The 17,228-nt window shown below is 63.2% G+C and carries 13 protein-coding genes; 9 read left to right on the top strand and 4 right to left on the bottom strand.

Annotated features, from left to right (window positions below; all coding sequences use genetic code 11):
* Positions 1–95: 95 nt before the first annotated feature.
* From A7A77_RS12410 to A7A77_RS17920, 3 genes are all read right to left on the bottom strand, one after another.
* Positions 96–4,343, bottom strand: coding sequence for a strawberry notch family protein (locus tag A7A77_RS12410; RefSeq protein ID WP_066558603.1), 4,248 nt, complete (start codon positions 4,341–4,343; stop codon positions 96–98).
* A 75-nt stretch (positions 4,344–4,418) separates the two neighbouring features.
* A complete protein-coding gene (locus tag A7A77_RS12405; RefSeq protein ID WP_066558596.1) occupies positions 4,419–5,324 on the bottom strand; it encodes a DUF7146 domain-containing protein in 906 nt (301 codons plus the stop codon).
* A gap of 240 nt (positions 5,325–5,564) precedes the next feature.
* Positions 5,565–5,786, bottom strand: a complete 222-nt coding sequence (locus tag A7A77_RS17920) for a hypothetical protein (protein WP_156500553.1) — start codon at positions 5,784–5,786, stop codon at positions 5,565–5,567.
* A gap of 505 nt (positions 5,787–6,291) precedes the next feature.
* Here A7A77_RS17920 and A7A77_RS18585 point away from each other — a divergent pair.
* From A7A77_RS18585 to A7A77_RS12390, 3 genes are all read left to right on the top strand, one after another.
* On the top strand, positions 6,292–6,516 hold the full coding sequence (locus A7A77_RS18585; RefSeq protein WP_245638471.1) for an XRE family transcriptional regulator: 225 nt from the start codon (positions 6,292–6,294) through the stop codon (positions 6,514–6,516).
* A gap of 6 nt (positions 6,517–6,522) precedes the next feature.
* Positions 6,523–7,773, top strand: a complete 1,251-nt coding sequence (locus A7A77_RS12395) for a type II toxin-antitoxin system HipA family toxin (RefSeq protein WP_066558592.1) — start codon at positions 6,523–6,525, stop codon at positions 7,771–7,773.
* A 294-nt stretch (positions 7,774–8,067) separates the two neighbouring features.
* Entirely contained in the window at positions 8,068–8,826 is a 759-nt protein-coding gene (locus A7A77_RS12390; protein ID WP_066558785.1) for a sulfite exporter TauE/SafE family protein, read from the top strand.
* A gap of 230 nt (positions 8,827–9,056) precedes the next feature.
* Here A7A77_RS12390 and A7A77_RS12385 read toward each other — a convergent pair whose 3' ends face one another.
* Positions 9,057–9,251 (bottom strand): YdcH family protein, encoded by a 195-nt coding sequence (locus tag A7A77_RS12385; protein ID WP_066558589.1) that lies wholly within the window; start codon positions 9,249–9,251, stop codon positions 9,057–9,059.
* Positions 9,252–9,562: 311 nt separating this feature from the next.
* Here A7A77_RS12385 and A7A77_RS17510 point away from each other — a divergent pair, with 311 nt between their 5' ends.
* The 6 genes from A7A77_RS17510 (at position 9,563) to ftsH (ending at position 17,219) form a co-directional block, all read left to right on the top strand.
* Positions 9,563–9,718 (top strand): YdcH family protein, encoded by a 156-nt coding sequence (locus tag A7A77_RS17510; protein ID WP_082836110.1) that lies wholly within the window; start codon positions 9,563–9,565, stop codon positions 9,716–9,718.
* A gap of 165 nt (positions 9,719–9,883) precedes the next feature.
* Complete coding sequence (gene ptsP, locus A7A77_RS12380; protein ID WP_066558587.1) at positions 9,884–12,160, top strand: phosphoenolpyruvate--protein phosphotransferase; 2,277 nt, start codon at positions 9,884–9,886, stop codon at positions 12,158–12,160.
* Between the two features lie 167 nt (positions 12,161–12,327).
* Positions 12,328–13,167: a helix-turn-helix domain-containing protein gene (locus A7A77_RS12375; protein WP_245638470.1), complete on the top strand. Its 840-nt coding sequence runs from the start codon at positions 12,328–12,330 to the stop codon at positions 13,165–13,167.
* Between the two features lie 102 nt (positions 13,168–13,269).
* Positions 13,270–14,190, top strand: coding sequence for a tetratricopeptide repeat protein (locus A7A77_RS12370; protein ID WP_066558775.1), 921 nt, complete (start codon positions 13,270–13,272; stop codon positions 14,188–14,190).
* An 18-nt stretch (positions 14,191–14,208) separates the two neighbouring features.
* On the top strand, positions 14,209–15,177 hold the full coding sequence (gene tilS, locus A7A77_RS12365; RefSeq protein ID WP_066558584.1) for a tRNA lysidine(34) synthetase TilS: 969 nt from the start codon (positions 14,209–14,211) through the stop codon (positions 15,175–15,177).
* Positions 15,178–15,275: 98 nt separating this feature from the next.
* A complete protein-coding gene (gene ftsH / locus A7A77_RS12360) occupies positions 15,276–17,219 on the top strand; it encodes an ATP-dependent zinc metalloprotease FtsH (protein WP_066558581.1) in 1,944 nt (647 codons plus the stop codon).
* The last annotated feature ends 9 nt before the right edge of the window (positions 17,220–17,228 follow it).

Genomic DNA, 17,228 nt, shown 5'->3' with positions numbered 1-17,228 from the left:
CCTGATGGAATGAAGGCGCAGGTGAGGATCACGAGGCCCACAAGCCCAAAGGGCTCCCTCCACTCTCATTTTGGGATTAGGGTCTGCCCGAGGGATCAGGCGGCAAGCGCGGGGAGAACCGACGAGGCATTCGACACCGGGACGAACAGGCGCGTGCGGTAGCGGATGATCTCGGTGAAGCAGCCTTTGCCCTTGTACCAGTCGAGCCGATCGGGCGAGAACCCGGTCAGTTCAAGCCGCTGTTCGCCGCCGACCAGCGATCGCTTGACGGTCAAGGCATCGTGGCTTGCGAGGCCCAGCGGCTTGCCGTTGGCGATGACGAGGTTGCCGATCTGCTCAGGCGCCGGTCCGGTAACTCCGGAAAGACCAAAGGTCTCGGCGATTGCGGCGAGATCGATATCGAGCACTTCACGCCCAATGATCGACTGGCCGTCCTCGGCAACGAGCCGAGTGACGCGCACATGATCGCCGGACAGGCGCTTCCAGACCGGTAGCAACAGGCCGGTAGCAAGATGGACGCGCTCGGTGACCGGTGAAGCAGCGGCCTCTTCTTCCTCGTCCCGCCAGGCGCTCGTGAACGCAGTGACGCCCACCTCCTCCCAGTGGCTTTCAGCAAGCGCCTCAAGCGTCCAGTTGGCGGACTTGAGCGGTCGCAGCAGGCGCCGGCGCTCGATCACGGCCCCATCGTCAGCGATGAGACGCCGGGCCGGAACCGAGAGCGCGACTTTGCCCGAGCGCGCATTGCGCATCGGGATCGCATGCAGGTTGCCAATCTCGTGCATCCGGACGAGGCGCTGCAATTGCAAAGGCCGAAGGTGCCTCGTCACTTCGAGCGAGATGAGACGTGTTTCTGCTCCGGTCACGGGGTCGGTGCGCAGGAGTTCATCTGCCAGGACCGTGAAACGATCAACCCTGACGGTTTCCAGTCCCTGGTCGAGCGTCCCGGCTTCACGCGCGGCTTCGATCCGCGCTTCGACGAGGCCGAGATATTCGTCGAAGATGGCGTTTTGGAGCGCAATCGGCAGCGCGAGGATACGGTTCAGCCAGCGCTGGATCGTGGGGAGATTGTCGGTCAGCCCGCCATCGGGGTTTTCGAGCCGGAGGCCGGTGCGCTCGACGAAGTTGCCAAAGGTGGTGGCTTCGAGCTTGCCGTCATAGAGCAGCTGGAACCAGCGGCTGAGCGCGTCGCGCGCATAGTCGCTTTCGAGATTGTCGGCCGGATCGAACAGGTTCTGCCCGCCGGTCTGGCGCTGGCCGCGCGTAAGTGCGCCCAATGCGTCAAGCCTTCGCGCAATGGTCGAGATGAACCGGCGTTCTCCCTTAACGTCGGTCGTTACCGGCCGAAACAGCGGGGCCGAGGCCTGGTTGGTGCGGTTGGTCCGACCAAGACCCTGAATCGCGTTGTCGGCGCGCCAGCCCGGCTCGAGCAGGAAATGGACTCGGCGCTGCTGGTTCCTGGCGCCCAGATCGGCATGGTAGGAACGCCCCGTGCCGCCCGCGTCCGAAAAGACCAGGATGCGCTTGGTTCCTTCCATGAAGCTCTGCGCTTCGGCGACATTGGCGCTGGGGCTACGCCGTTCAAGGCGCTGCTCACCATCGCGGCCCAGGACAAGCCTGCGGGTCCGGCCCGTGACTTCGGCCACGGCCTCGGTTCCGAAATGTTCGATAATCGCATCGAGTGCCGTTGCGATAGGCGGCAGTGCGCAGAGCTGTTCGATCAGTGCATCACGCGCGGCAATGGCACGCGAGCAGAAAACGGGATTGCCCTCTCCGTCGCTCATCGCCTCGGAGCGAAGATTGCCGTCCTCGTCGGCGAAGACCTGCATCAATCGCACCGGGAAGCTCTTCGTAAGGTAGTCGATGACGTATTCACGCGGGGACAGATCGATATCGAGCGCTTCGCGTTCTTCCACGGTAAGGTCGGCGAGGCGCCGGTCGAGCATGGCCTCGGCGGTCGAAACCAGCTGCACGACAACCGAATGCTCTTCGCCAAGCGCCGCGACAATCGCGGGGATCAGGCTCGGCAATTTCATCGAAAGCAGGAGCTGGGCAAAGAAGCGCTGCTTGGTGCCTTCGAAGATCGAGAGCGCTGCAGCCTTGGCATTGCGGTTGAGCGTGTCGCCGCTGTCCTCGTCGACCACGCGGGTTGCTTCGAGCGCAGCTTCGAGGTTGCGGTGAATGATCGCCCAGGCATCAGCATAGGCATCGTAGATCCGCACCTGCGCTTCGGTCAGACTGTGTTCGAGGATCTCGTACTCGACCCCGGCGAAGGACAGCGCACGGGCGAGGTAGAGCCCCTGGGCCTTGAGATCACGGGCGACGAGCTCCATCGCCGCGACGCCGCCAGCGCGGATCTCGGTCATGAACGCTTCGTGGGTCGGAAAAGCGGTCTCGGGTCCCCAAAGGCCGAGGCGGGAAGTGTAGCCGAGATTGGCGATGTCCGAAGCGCCGGTGGCCGAAGCATAGAGCACCCGGGCGCGCGGGAGATGGTTCTGCAGCCTCAGACCCGCCATACCCTGTTCGGAGCCCTTGACCTTGCCGCGAGTGGAGGAGCCCCCGAGGGCATTGGCCATGGCGTGGGCTTCGTCGAAGGCGATCACGCCGTCGAATTCCTCTCCCGCCCAGGCAAGGATCTGGTCGAGCCGCGTATCCTCAGCGCGTCCAGAGCGTAGCCTCGGATAAGTGACGAAGAGGATGCCTTCGGACATCGTTACGGGGTGGCCGAGTTTCCAGCGCGAGAGCGGCTGGAGATCGAGCGGCAGCCCGCCAAGCGCCTCCCAGTCGCGGCGTGCATCTTCGAGCAGCGCCTCGTTCTTGGTGATCCATACATGGCGGCGTTCGCCTGCGAGCCAGCGGTCCATGATGACCGCGGCGATCTGCCGTCCCTTGCCCGCTCCGGTTCCGTCGCCAAGGAAGAAGCCCTGTCGGTAGGTGTGTCCGTCCTTGGAGAGTTCCAGCGAGGTGTCTTCCTGGCTGACCTTGAACTGACCTGGAAGATCGCGCGCAAATGCCTGGGCAGCGTAGACCAGTGTCTCGCATTGCGCTTCGGACAGCAGGCCATCGGCCTGCCAATTTGCGGGAAGGCGCGGGCAAACATCGGGCTGCGGTGCCGCGACCGAACCCATGGCGACCGATTCCACGAGCGGGGTGGGATGGACCGGAGCATCTTCGAAGGCGATGCGGCTGGGCCGGTAAGGCAGGTAGATGCCTGCCTGTTCGGGCACAGGCGCGGGGTCGGCGAGGACCGAATAGGCAAGGTCGATCGCATTCGCCGTGGCTTTTGATGTCGCTGCGAAAGGCGCCAACGGCCGGACCGGCGTGCGTTGGGTCGAAGTCTTGCCAAGGAGGCGCACTGGCTTGCCGGCTGGCAGTCGATGGAGGTTGGCGGATATCTTCGTCCTTGGCGGAAGCTTCGTGACAAGCGCGTGGAGCGCGATCAGGTCGCAGGTATCCCCGTTGATCGCGGGCGAGGACGCAGTCTGCGTCTTGTCGATCACGACCAGGCGAACGGTGATCCCCGTCCCTGTCCGGCGAAACATCTGCTCCAAGCGGACATTGAGCAGGAGCGACGCTTCGTCCTGTTCCTTGGCGAAGGCGGAGGCGTCGAAGCCGTCGGGCATGATCGCGACGATCCTCGCCCCATTGGCAGTGGCGCGGATCGCGCTGCGCAGGTGGCGCTGCGCCGCCGCACCGTCCTTGCCGCGTTCCTGACTTCGGGCGAACGGCGGGTTCATCAGCAGGACCGACGGAACAGGGCCGCGAATCAGGTCGGCGATCAGTTCCCCGTCATGCGCAGTGATCGTGGCCGCGGGGAAGACGTGGGCCAGACCGTCCCGTCTTGTCGGATCGATCTCGTTGAGGAGCAGCGAAGCGTTCTGGACGCTGCCCCAGAGGGCAAGGGCGCCATTGCCTGCGGACGGTTCGAGGAACGTGTCGTGTGCAGAGACTGCTGCGGCCTTCGCCATCAGCCAGGCCAGCATTGGCGGGGTCGAGAACTGCTGGAGCTCGACCTGTGCTTCGCTACGTACATGCCGCGGCGGCAAGGCTGCTTCGAGCCAGTCAAAACGTGCTTCTGCTTCGTGCATGCTTGTCGCCAGATCGATGCGCGAAGACTCTCGCAGCCAGAGCAGTGCGCCGATCTCGACCCCGTTGTTGTAGTCATCGATGGTCCAGGCGCTTCCCCAGTCCAGAGCGCCGGTTTCCGCGGCGAACAGCCCGGAAATGTCGGCACGGGTAAGGTGACGACCCGAGGCGAGAAGCCCGGCAATCCTGGCCCCAATGGCGTAGACCAGGGGCACTGTCGGCAACTGCTCGCCGGCGGGAAACAGGTCTGATTGAAACATGGCAATTCGTCCTCCTGATGGGGGCATCGGGACACGCCCTCTGCCGGATCAGGAATTCGAGAAGCCCTCTCTCCTCTACCGCGCCGCTTTGCGGCGCAGCCATGCTGTCAGTTCATCGTTCCAGTCGGTGTCGCGTGAGGATGGTTTGCGAACGTGGATCGTCCGCCCATCGCGGGCATAAGCGGCCAGGCCACGCGACGCAGCCAGCTCGCCGCCAGCATCGTGATCGACGAAGAGGTGAAGCTCGGTCACGCTCTCAGGCACGCTGACGAGACCGAAGCGCTCATTGCCCAGGGTCGCCCAGACGGGAATGCCGGTGAGAGCATAGGCCGACATCGCGCTCTCGACCCCCTCGGCAAGGCCAAGCTTGCCGGAAACTGGAGCGAAGAGACGAACAGCAGCTTCACCGAGCGCGCCGAGCGCGCGCTTCGGTTTGTCGAATTCGGCCTTGGCATTGCCCGAAAGGAACGTGCGATGGATGGCGATCAGCCCCTCGTCGAGGCTGACCGTCGCGATAATGGCCGGCAAGAAGCGGGTGCGTCCCATCGGACCAAGCGGCGTTCGTGAATGGAAGCGGAGCGCCGGCGATGTGGCAAGGATGCCGCGGCTTTCAAGATATGACTTTGCCGGACTGGCACGCAACGGCTGTGCATCGCGCCAAATCCTCAGTGCTGCCGCTGAGGGTTTGCGCGTTCTGGTCGGCTCAGAACCGTCGGTAGTCGCAGAACCTGAAAAGAGCGAGGTTGCGTCGACACCTTCACGCGCCAATGCAGACAACACGCTCTGCTGATCGCATCCCGCGAAACAGTGGAAGAGGATGGCTTGTCGGCCGAGCGAAACACTCAGGGACGGCGTGCGGTCATCATGCGAAGGGCAGCAGGCCATTCCCTTGGTGCCGGACCATTTGCCGCCCCGGCTTTCGCAGATCTTGCGGGCGGTTGCTTCCAAAGAGCTTATCTGGGTCGAATATCGGTGGGACATGGCACATCGCGATCCTTTCGGTTCGCTCACAAAGGCCCCCTCCCCTCCAGCCTTCCTGTATTGTGAGAGCAGGTTGGAAAGGAGTCGTTTCTGCGCTTCGACCCCGTCTGTTTGAGCGTCGCATCGCCATTGCCGGTCAGCCGCGAGGTATACCTATCTGCCGCGGCGGCTTCTCACTTGCGCCATTGATTCTTATTGCCACTCCACGAGCTGGTCAGTTCAGAGCATTCGACAACTCACTTAGCCCAATCGAAAATCTCGATCCGATCTTTCCTTTTGTAGAGCACGTCGTGCCTTCGGAAGGTAGTCGCGCCAAGTCCGCCGATGGGTGATATGGCTGATTTTGCCTGGCTTGCTCATCCCAGCCATCGCGGCAACTGCCATTCTGCCATGGCCGGCTTTACCTGTCTCACGAGCGAATAATGTCTTCGCGCGTTCGATTTCCTCGTTTGAATAATGCATTCGATGCTCCTTCGGGTTGGACCTGCGAGAGCGTTCGAACGAAACTCGGCGAACCCTCTTGCAGGGTCCGCCGGTTAACCTCCGACTGGAGGACGGGACCTCGGAATTCATTTCCGAGGCTGTCGAACGATGCCGACATGCGTGACGTTTTCAATATAGTCGCTGAGAGAAATCGCGCAACTGCGCAGCGATTTTTCGGAATATGGCGACCAAGCCTCGGGCTAGCGACAGCTCACCAGCGCCTCTCCACTCAACCATGGTCATCGCAAGCCTTGCGTAGAAGGCGTTGAAGCGTCTGCCTTCTAAAAATTTGCCTCACGCGGGAGACCAAAAAACATGACATATCATTTCTATTTGCAGAATTTCGCATGATATGTCATATGGAGCTATGCCCCGTTCGTCTCGAGCAGCTAGCGGACTACCGCCCCAGAGCCAACGTGCAATCGCACGGCTAGGCAAGGATATCGCCCTTGCGCGCCGCCGGAGAAAACTCCCTCAGCGTTTGATGGCCGAGCGCATGATCGTCTCGGTTCAAACGCTGCAACGTCTCGAAGCGGGAGATCCTACCGTGGGCCTCGCGGTTCTGGCGAGCGCCTTGCATGTTCTGGGGATGACCCAGCGCCTTGCCGAGTTGGTATCCCCAGACAGTGACCGGGCCGGGATCAGCGAGGATTTGTCCCGCCTGCCCCAAAAAACCCATGCTGTCAGCGACGATGATCTGGATTTCTAGCAAGCCGTGACGACCATCCGCACCTATGTTTTCGTGCATCTTGAGGAAGGACCTGTTCCGGCAGGCCTTCTCACGATGACCGACGAACCGCGCAACCAGTTTGCTACCTTCGCTTACGGGCGGCGATATCTGGAACGCGCTGACTGTATTCCGGTCGATCCTGTGGCTCTACCGTTGCACGAAGCTGGAAGTTCTCGAACCTTCAGGACGGAAGAAGGCTTTGCCGTGTTCGGCGGCATTCGAGATGCTGCTCCCGATGGCTGGGGCCAATACCTGATGTACAAGGCGATGGGCGATCGCTTGCCGAGCGAAATCGATCTCATTCTGGCCTCGGGCGAACATCGCGTGGGTGCGCTCGCCTTTGGGCCGACATCCGCCCAGCCTGAGAGAATTACGCCATGGGGGGACGGCCCTGCTCCGGGCGAAGAGTTCACGCTCGCAGAGCTAGCAGAAGCCGCCGAACGCGCGCAGCATGTCGACGAACTCGACGAGAACATGAGGGCGTTGCTAGCCGCCGGGTCATCTCTGGGCGGCGCCCGGCCGAAGGCTGCTACAAAAATCGGCGACCAACCCTGGATCGCGAAATTCCAGAAGCGGGGAGACAGCTTTCCCGAATGCCGGGTAGAACTAGCGACAATGCGGCTTGCCAGCGAGTGTGGTCTCGATGTGCCGCCACTCGACTTCCGCTGTGTCCTTGATCGCGACATCTATCTGATCGAGCGGTTCGATCGGATTCCTCACGGCAACTGGCTGGAACGCAGGCCCTTTGCTTCGGGGCTCACAATGCTCGGGGCGCATGAGAGCGAGGTCAGCAGCTTCAGCTATGCCGATCTCGCAGGAGCGATCCGGCAATTCGGAACCGAAGTACGCCAGGATCTGCACGAATTATTTCGTCGTATGCTGCTCAATATCCTCGTCACGAATGATGATGATCACCTACGTAATCACGGCTTCCTGTTCGATGGTGAGGGTTGGCGGCTATCGCCGCTTTACGATGTAGTGCCGAAACCGCAGCTGGGACTGGAGCGACGGCTCGTCCTCGGTGTGGGGCCGGAAGGCCGCAATGCAACGATCGAGAATGCACTCGCCGGTGCCGCAGTCTTCGACCTCGGCCCTGATGACGCGAAAGCAATAGCCGAAGACATGAGCAGAATCGTAGCGACACGGTGGGAAAACCTATTCACAGAAGCAGGGATAAGCGCGGCTGATCGCAAGCGTTTCGCCACCTGCTTCCGATTGGCAGCACCCGCGTCATGATCGCAAACGCAGAAATCCGTTTATGGGGGCGCGTGCTTACCAAATTTGGCATGGTGATTACCCGGTGATTGCCAGCCGCGAAAATGGGCATCCAAAAATGCTGATTAGATATTATATATCAGTGTATTATGATAGTATGGCCACTAAGGTCTGGTATTTTCGCTACCGCCGCAAATAGCGGTTTGGGCAAGGAAGATCGTCTTTGCAGGGCGATCGTAAAGCTGTCTCGTGGAACCGGGGCTCGCGCGGATAATTGTCCATCCGGCAATCACGCCGCGTGAGACAACCGTGGTCATGGACATCTCGTTTCTCGAACCATTGCTTCCCTACATGGCCATCGGTTTTGCCGCCCAGCTTGTCGACGGCGCGCTGGGGATGGCGTTCGGGGTGATCTGCAACACGCTGCTGGTGGGGGTGCTCGGTGTGCCGCCGGCAATGGCATCGGCCCGCGTGCACGTGGTCGAATGCTTCACCACCGCGACTTCGGGCCTCAGCCACCTCTATCATCGCAATATCGACAAGCGATTGTTCTTCAAGCTGCTCTTGCCCGGCGTGGCAGGCGGTGTGGCCGGCGCCTATTTGCTCACCAGTGTCGATGCCTCTGTCGTGAAACCCTTCGTGCTGGGTTATCTTACGCTTGTCGGCCTCTACCTGCTGGTGCGCGGGATATTCTGGCCGCCCAAACCGCGCGAGGCGAAGCACGTTGCGCCGCTGGGGCTTGTCGGCGGATTTCTGGATGCGGCTGGCGGCGGCGGATGGGGGCCGGTCGTCACCTCGAACCTGCTGGTGCAGGGCGTGGAACCGCGAAAAGTGATCGGCACGGTCAACTCGGTCGAATTCTTCCTGACGATCGCGGTTTCGGTCACGTTCATCAGCCAGATCGGCATCGCGGATCTTGCCGGCGCGACGCTGGGCCTGATCGTTGGCGGCGTGGCGGCTGCGCCGATCGGGGCATGGGCGGCAAAGAAGCTGCCGGTAAAGCCGATCCTGATCTTCGTCGGCGTGGTGCTGGCGGCCACCAGCCTGTTCGGCGTATGGAAAGCGCTGGGCTGACCTTCCGGCAATCGTCCGGGGCGCGCAGCGACTCCCGCAAGGCCGAACGGCCGCCCGAGCTTGTGCGAGGTAGCCAAGCGGGCCGGATGGCCCGCGCCCGGCGCTTGAGGGCGAAACAAGAAAAGGCGCGCGCAGCGACTCCCGCAAGGCCGAACGGCCGCCCGAGCTTATGCGAGGTAGCCAAGCGGGCCGGATGCACTCCGCCCGACGCTTGAGGGACTAAAAACAAATCACGCGATGATATCGGGAATCAACGCATCCTCGATCAGCGCGATCTGGTCTTTCAGCAGCAGCTTGCGCTTCTTCAGCCGGGCGACCTGAAGCTGGGCCGAGGGATTTTCGGAAAGCGCGGCGATCGCGGCGTCGAGGTCGCGATGCTCGATCCGCAATATTTCCAGTCGCTTGCGCATCTCGTCTTCGGTCATGCGCGCCTTCGCCCCCAACCAGACCTGCCGGACGTCACCGGCGGCGCGTCTTTCGCACGGGCTGCCGCTGAGTGCAATCGCCTGAACGCAGGCATCTTGCGCCCGTCCGCCATATTGCCCGCCTCATCGAAATATTTCTGAAACATCCCTTCGCAAACCGGCCGATCCGTGTTTCAATCTTTCCTGCCGGTAGAGAAGACTAACGAGTCGGGAAACCGGTTTTCGGTCCGCCGGACCAGCGGGCCGCAAAGCGAAAGGTAGAGAATACAAACGGTTCAGGGAACGTCACCACACCAACGCAGGAGATTGCCATGGAATCGACGCACATCAGCGCTCTTCAGACCAAGCACGCCGGGATCGACCGGCAGCTACGTGACGAGCAGGCGCGCCCCGCGCCGGATGCTGCGAGAATCCAGCGACTTAAGCGAGCGAAGCTGCGTATCAAGGAGGAAATGGCGCTTCACTGACTCTGAATAGATCGCACGACGAAACAGCCACGCCCCCGCGCCGCAAGGCCGGGGGCGTTTGTATTTCGCGGGCACGTGGGAGCGGGCAAAGTCGCGCCAAGCCTTGCCGCTTTGCTGCATTCCCCCTTTCGCGCTGCACCTGCACTGTGCTTTAACGCAAATAACATGCAGACCGCTGTCTCCGCCGCCCGCTCGATCCTGACGAACCTTCACGAGGTCATGGCCTCGCGCGCCAGCGCGCAGGCCAAGCTGAACCAGGTCGTCGATGTCATCGGCGAAAACCTGCATAGCGAGGTCTGCTCGGTCTATCTGCTGCGCGAAGGCATGCTCGAACTGTTCGCGACGCGCGGACTTGAACAAAGCGCAGTCCACGTGACGCGGCTAGCCATTGGCGAGGGCCTTGTCGGCACGATCGCCGAAAACGTCGAGATGCTGAACCTTGCCGAGGCGGCGGCACACCCCGACTTCCTCTACCGCCCGGAAACGGGCGAGGAAAAGTTCCACTCCTTCGCCGGCGTTCCCATCGTGCGGCGTGAGCGTGCTGTCGGCGCGCTTGTCGTCCAGCATGTCGAACCGCGCCGCTACGAGGATATCGAGATAGAGGCGCTGCAGACCGTGGCGATGGTCCTTGCCGAACTGATTTCCAACGCGGACCTGATCGACGAACACGACGCGCTTTCGGCCAGCCCGCAGTTCGTCGACCCGCAGCAGCTTTCCGGCCTGCCGCTGGTGAAGGGGCTGGCCGGCGGGCACGCGGTGTTCCACCAGCCGCGCATCAATATCGAACATGTCGTGGCCGAGGATACCGAGGCGGAGCGCCAGCGCGTCTACCTCGCCTTCGACAAGATGCGCGAGCAGATCGACAAGATGGCCAACCAGGCCGAGTTCGGCGTGGGCGGAGAGCACGAGGCCGTGCTCGAGACCTACAAGATGTTCGCGTATGACGAAGGCTGGTCACGCCGGATCAACGAGGCGATCGATTCCGGCCTGACAGCGGAAGCAGCGATAGAGCGCGTGCAGCAGCGCACCCGTATGCGCATGCGCCAGATCGACGATGCCCTGCTGGCCGATCGCATGCACGATCTGGAAGACTTGTCGAACCGCCTGTTGCGGATCGTGTCGGGGCAGGTGGGCACTGCGGCGACGATGGGCCTGCGCGGCGATGCCATCCTGATCGCGCGCAATCTCGGCCCGGCCGAACTGCTAGAATACGACCGGCGGCGGCTGAAGGGCGTGATTTTGGAGGAAGGATCGCTTACCAGCCACGTCGTCATCGTCGCGCGCGCGATGGGCGTGCCGGTGCTGGGCCGCGTTCAGGGGCTGCGCGGTTTCGTTCGCGAGGGCGATGAAATCCTGCTCGATGCTACGCAGGGCATTGCCAATATCCGGCCCGGACAAGCCATTATCGAGGCGTTCGAGGCGCGCTCCGCCAGGAACCGCGAGAAACAGGCGACTTACGCGGCCCTGCGCGACGTGGAGCCGTGTTCGAAAAATGGCGAACGCATCACGATCATGGTGAACGCGGGCCTGCGCGACGACGTGCCGGCGCTGAACATGACGGGGGCCGACGGCATCGGCCTGTTCCGGACCGAGTTCCAGTTCCTCGTCTCGGCCACCCTGCCTCAGCGTGAGCGGCAGACGCGGCTCTATCGCGACGTGATGGACGCAGCAGGCGACAAGCCGGTCGTGTTCCGCACCGTCGATATCGGCGGAGACAAGTCCCTGCCCTATCTGCGCGGCGAGGACGAGGGGCGGGACGACGAGAACCCGGCGATGGGCTGGCGCGCCCTGCGCCTTGCGCTGGGACGGGAGGGGCTGATGAAGGCGCAGGCCCGCGCGCTTCTTGAAGCAGCCGCAGGCAGGACGCTCAACGTCATGTTCCCGATGGTGTCCGAGCCATGGGAGTTCGACGCGGCGAAGCGCGTGTTCGAAAGCCAGCTGGATTTCCTGCGCAAGCGGCGCAAGATGGTGCCCGAACAGGTTCGTTACGGCGCGATGCTGGAAGTGCCTGCGCTGGCCGAAGTGCTGGATGTCCTTGCGCCCAAGCTTTCGTTCCTGTCGGTCGGCACGAACGACCTCACCCAGTTCCTGTTCGCGGCGGATCGCTCCAACCCTAAGCTGGCGGAACGGTACGACTGGCTCAGCCCTGCCATCATGCGTTTCCTGCGCCGCGTTGTCCGGCAACTGGAAGGCCATACGGTCGACCTGACGGTATGCGGAGAGATGGGCGGACGCAGGCTGGAGGCGCTGGCCCTGATCGGCCTAGGCATCCGCAGGCTTTCCATCACGCCCGCATCGGTCGGCCCGCTGAAGGAAATGGTGCGCAAGATCGACACGAACGAAATCGCGCGCGCGATGGACCGCTGGCTGAGCGAGCCGGTGCCCGATCTGCGATCTGCGATGATCGCATGGGCGGAGGAACGCGGCATCGAGTGGGATTGACCGTGACAATCGCGGACACGGCCTTTTATGGCGGGAACGCCTTGGCCTTTGGCGTTTTGGTTTCACAGGTCCAGTAAGTAGCGCAAATCCCCTTTGGCTCGCTTGACTTGCGCGGCGCTGCGCGCTTGCCTTGCAATGGAGCCATACGAGCAGAGGCGACAGATCGAGTGGACGATAGCGAAGACGGTACCGGCACCCCCCCCGCGAACGATGTGGACGCGGCAGCCACGCTCGATGCGGGTGCTGGCGGGGTTGGCGCAAGGCTGAGGGCCGAGCGTGAGCGGCAGGGACTGTCGCGCGCCGAAGTGGGGGAGCGTACCAAGATCGCGGAGCGTCATCTCGACACGATCGAGGAAGGCCGCTTCTCAGACCTGCCGGGCCGCACTTACGCCGTCGGCTTCGCGCGCAGCTATGCCCGCGCATTGGGCATCGACGAGACGGAGATCGTCGAGGCGGTGCGAGAGGAGATGGGCGTCGCAGGGCCGCAGGCACCGGTCCGCAATCTGGATTATCTGGAGCCGGGCGATCCGGCGCGAGTGCCATCGTCGGCACTGGCATGGGGCGTGGGCGGCTTGCTGGTCGTGGTGCTTCTCGTGGGCTTTTTCGTGTGGCGCGGGTTCTTTATGCCCGCCAGCGAACTGCCCCCGCTTGAGGCAGAGCGGAAAGTGGCCGCCACGCCGCCTGCCGCAGCCACTGCCGCACCGGCGGAAGAAACCGTGCCGGAAGGTGCCGTGACTTTCACGGCCACGGTCGACGGTATCTGGGTCAAGTTCTACGACCGCAACAACCGCCAGTTGTTCCAGAAGCAGATGGCGCTCGATGAAAGTTTCACGATTCCCGAAGATGCCGACGGTCCGCAAGTATGGACCGGTCGCCCCGATGCGCTGAAGATCACCATCGGCGGTCGCGAAGTCGCCCCCCTTGCGACAGAGCAGCGCACGATCAGGAACGTGCCCGTCGATGCCGCCTCGCTCAATGCGCGCGCGTCCGGTGCGAGTGTTCCCTGATTGCCGGTTTACCCACTTCGTTAAGCGCCCGTTTGGCATGACCTTGGCAGGAACGGCCTGATGCACGAGCAAAAAGACACGAGAACCCAGAAAGGTCCGTTCATGATTCCCGCACGCTCCGCCCGCCGCTTGCCGGCTTTCTTTCTGGGCACGTTGCTGTCCGCCTCCATGCTCGCACCGGTGCCTGCCGCCGCGCAAGACGATGCGACCCGCATCCGCAAGCTCGAAGCCGAAGTGAAAGCGCTGCAGCGCAAGGTTTTCCCGGGCGCAGACGGCAAGTATTTCGAGCCCGAGATCACTGCCGCCCAGCCCGCCGCCACCTCACCCGTCCCGCCATCGAGCGGGCCGGTCACGGATCTGCTCGCGCGCATGGATTCGGTTGAATCGGCGCTTGCCCAACTGACCGCGCAGACCGAAGTGAACCAGAACGCGCTGCGCCTGATGAACGCGCGGCTTGAAGCACTGGAGATGAAGGCGAAGCAACTGGAAGCGCCGATGCCGGTCGAACCCGATGGCGGTATCGGCAGCGGCGCGGGTGCTCCGCCGGTGGCGAAACCTGCGCCGACACCTGCACCTGCGGCAACGCCACCGGCAAGTACGGCCGCGGCTGCGATAGAGAAGCCGAGCACGGGCGATGCGGGCGATGATGCCTATGTCTATGGCTTCCGCATGTGGGATGCCGGCCAGTACGCCGCGGCGCAGAAGCAGCTTGCCCAGATGCTGAAGGATTACCCGACTCACAGCCGGGCATCCTATGCGCAGAACCTGCTGGGCCGCGCCTATCTCGACGATGGTAAGCCGCGTCCGGCGGCAGAGGCATTCCTGAAGAACTACCTCGACAATCGCGGCGGCGCACGCGCGCCCGACAGCCTCGTCTACCTTGCCATTGCCACCCTGCAGCTGGGCAACAAGACCAAGGCGTGCGAGGCGCTCGAGGAATTCCGCCTCGTCTATCCCAACGAAGCGAACGGCAGGCTGGCGTCGCTTTCGGGCGAAACCGCGACCAGGGCCGGCTGCAAGTAACGGTCGCGGAAGGGGGGCATGAACTTACCGGTTCGCTTTGCGCAGGAATGCGCGCGGCTTGGCTTGGGCAATGGCGAGACGCTGGGGCTGGCCGTTTCCGGTGGGCCGGACAGCCTTGCGCTGCTCGTGCTGGCGCAGCAGGCGATGCCCTCTGCGATCAAGGTCGCGACAGTCGATCACGGCCTGCGGCCTGAGGCGGCGGACGAAGCAGCCTTTGTTGCGCGCACTTGCGCAGACCTCGGCGTGCCGCATGAAACCTTGCATGTGTCGCTGGAACCGGGCGGCAATGTGCAGGCCCGCGCGCGAGGCGAACGCTATGCCGCGCTGGGCGCCTGGGCTTCGCGCGAAGGGTTGCGGTTCGTGGCGACGGCCCACCATGCCGATGACATTGCCGAAACCCTGCTCATGCGGCTGAATCGCGCGTCCGGCATTCGCGGGTTGGGCGCGATGCGCGAACGCGGGATGATGCCGGGGCGCAGCGACATCATGCTGATCCGGCCCCTGCTCACCATGCCGCGCGCGGAACTGGCGATGATCGTGGAGCGGGCGGGGCTGGAAGCGGTGGATGATCCGTCCAACGCCGATCCCGCCTATGATCGCGCCCGCGTGCGGCAGGGACTGGCCGATGCGGACTGGCTCGACCCCATGCGCCTTGCCGCCAGTGCGATCCATTTGCGCGATGTGGCCGACGTGCTGGAATTCGCCGCAAGGCACGAGTTCGCGGCCCAGGTCTCGATGAGCGAGGACGGCAGCCAGCTGGCCTATAATCCGGCAGGGCCGCGCTCCGTCCGTTTTCGCGTACTGGAAGAGATTGTCGCGCGATACGCCAGTGAAGGCACTCCGCGCGGCGAGGAAGTTGCCCGGTTGCTCGAATCGCTGGAAAGCGGAGACAAGGGAACCCTGGCAGGCGTGATGTGCACCCCGCGCGCGGGCGTGTGGCATTTCACGGCGGCTCCCCCGCGAAACGACGGTGCCGGCGAAGGTTGACGCGCCGTGCCCGATTCAGGGCGATTCACCGACTTTCGTTTGCTTGCCATTCACCATGTCCCCCCTACATTGGGGTTGAAAGGTGAGTCCGAACGCACATGAACGACAACGACCAGCAGCCTAGCGGCAATCCTTGGCTGAAAAGCCTGATGATCTGGGGCGGCATTTTCCTCGGCCTGCTCCTCGTCGTATCCATGATCGGGGACCGGTCGCAGCCGACCGGCACGCCCATCGCCTACTCCGATTTCCGCGACAAGGTGGCCGAAGGTTCGGTCAGTTCGGTGCAGATCGCGCCCGACCGGATCACCGGCACGCTGAAGAACGAAGAAGCGTTCAGCACGATTCCCGTCGGTTCCGATCCGGGGCTGACGCAGCTGCTGGCCGACAACAACGTGAAGTATGAAGGCAAGGCCCCCGAAGAGCCGAACCTGCTGCTCTACATCCTTGCGCAGTCGCTGCCGTTCCTCCTCATCCTCGGCATTGCATTCTTTGCCTTGCGCCAGGTCCAGAAGGGCGGCGGCGCGGGCGGGGCCATGGGCTTCGGCAAGTCCAAGGCCAAGATGCTGACTGAAAAGCAGGGCCGCGTAACGTTCGACGATGTCGCCGGCATCGACGAGGCGCGTGAGGAACTGGAAGAAATCGTCGAGTTCCTGAAAGACCCGTCGCGCTTCTCCAAGCTGGGTGGCCAGATTCCCAAGGGCGCCCTCCTGGTCGGTTCGCCCGGCACCGGCAAGACGCTTCTCGCCCGCGCGATCGCGGGTGAGGCAGGCGTTCCGTTCTTCACGATCTCCGGCTCCGACTTTGTCGAGATGTTCGTCGGCGTCGGCGCAAGCCGCGTGCGCGATATGTTCGAACAGGCAAAGAAGAACGCGCCGTGCATCGTCTTTATCGACGAAATCGATGCCGTGGGTCGCCATCGCGGCCACGGCCTCGGCAATTCGAATGACGAGCGCGAGCAGACGCTGAACCAGCTTCTGGTCGAGATGGACGGGTTCGAGGCGAACGAGGGCATCATCATCATCGCGGCGACCAACCGGCCCGACGTGCTGGACCCTGCGCTGCTGCGCCCCGGCCGCTTCGACCGCCAGGTTGTCGTGCCCGTGCCCGACATCGACGGGCGCGAGAAGATCCTCTCGGTCCACATGAAGAAGGTGCCGCTGGCGCCCGACGTCAATTCGCGCACGATTGCGCGCGGCACGCCCGGCTTTTCGGGCGCGGACCTTGCCAACCTCGTGAACGAGGCTGCCCTGCTGGCCGCGCGCCGCAACAAGCGCCTTGTCGCCATGCAGGAGTTCGAGGACGCCAAGGACAAGGTCATGATGGGCGCGGAACGCCGCTCCATGGTGATGACCGACGACGAGAAGAAGATGACCGCCTATCACGAGGCGGGCCACGCGCTCGTTTCGCTGAACGAGGCGGCGTCGGATCCGATCCACAAGGCAACGATCATCCCGCGCGGCCGCGCGCTGGGCATGGTGATGCGCCTGCCGGAACGCGACAACTATTCGTACCACCGTGACAAGATGCACGCGAACCTGTCGGTCGCGATGGGCGGCCGCGTCGCAGAAGAGATCATCTTCGGCTACGACAAGGTGTCTTCCGGTGCCTCTTCGGACATCCAGTATGCCACCGATCTGGCCCGCAACATGGTCACCAAGTGGGGCATGTCCGACAAGCTCGGCCCGCTGCAGTACGAGCAGAGCCAGGAAGGCTATCTCGGCATGGGCCAGACTGCGCGCACGTTCGCTGGCGCGGAGACCAACAAGCTCATCGATGCCGAAATCAAGAAGCTGGTCGAGGATGCCCATGCGCGTGCGACCGATATCCTGAAGACGCAGGAGGACAAGCTTCACCTGCTGGCACAGGCGATGCTGGAATACGAAACGCTGACGGGCGAAGATATCGATCACCTGCTGGAAAACGGCAAGATCGACCGGCCTGAAGAGCCGAAAGGTCCGTCGCGTCCGGCCACCACTGGCAGCGTGGGTGTCCCCAAGGCCGGACGGCGGTTTGGCGGAGGTACAGCGCCGCAAGGGGCGTGACCGCATAGA

Origin of the sequence: Croceicoccus bisphenolivorans (genome assembly GCF_001634625.1) — a bacterium.
Classification (GTDB): domain Bacteria; phylum Pseudomonadota; class Alphaproteobacteria; order Sphingomonadales; family Sphingomonadaceae; genus Croceicoccus; species Croceicoccus bisphenolivorans.
Note: the sequence above shows the minus strand (reverse complement) of the source record. Positions and strands in the feature narration are given on the sequence as shown.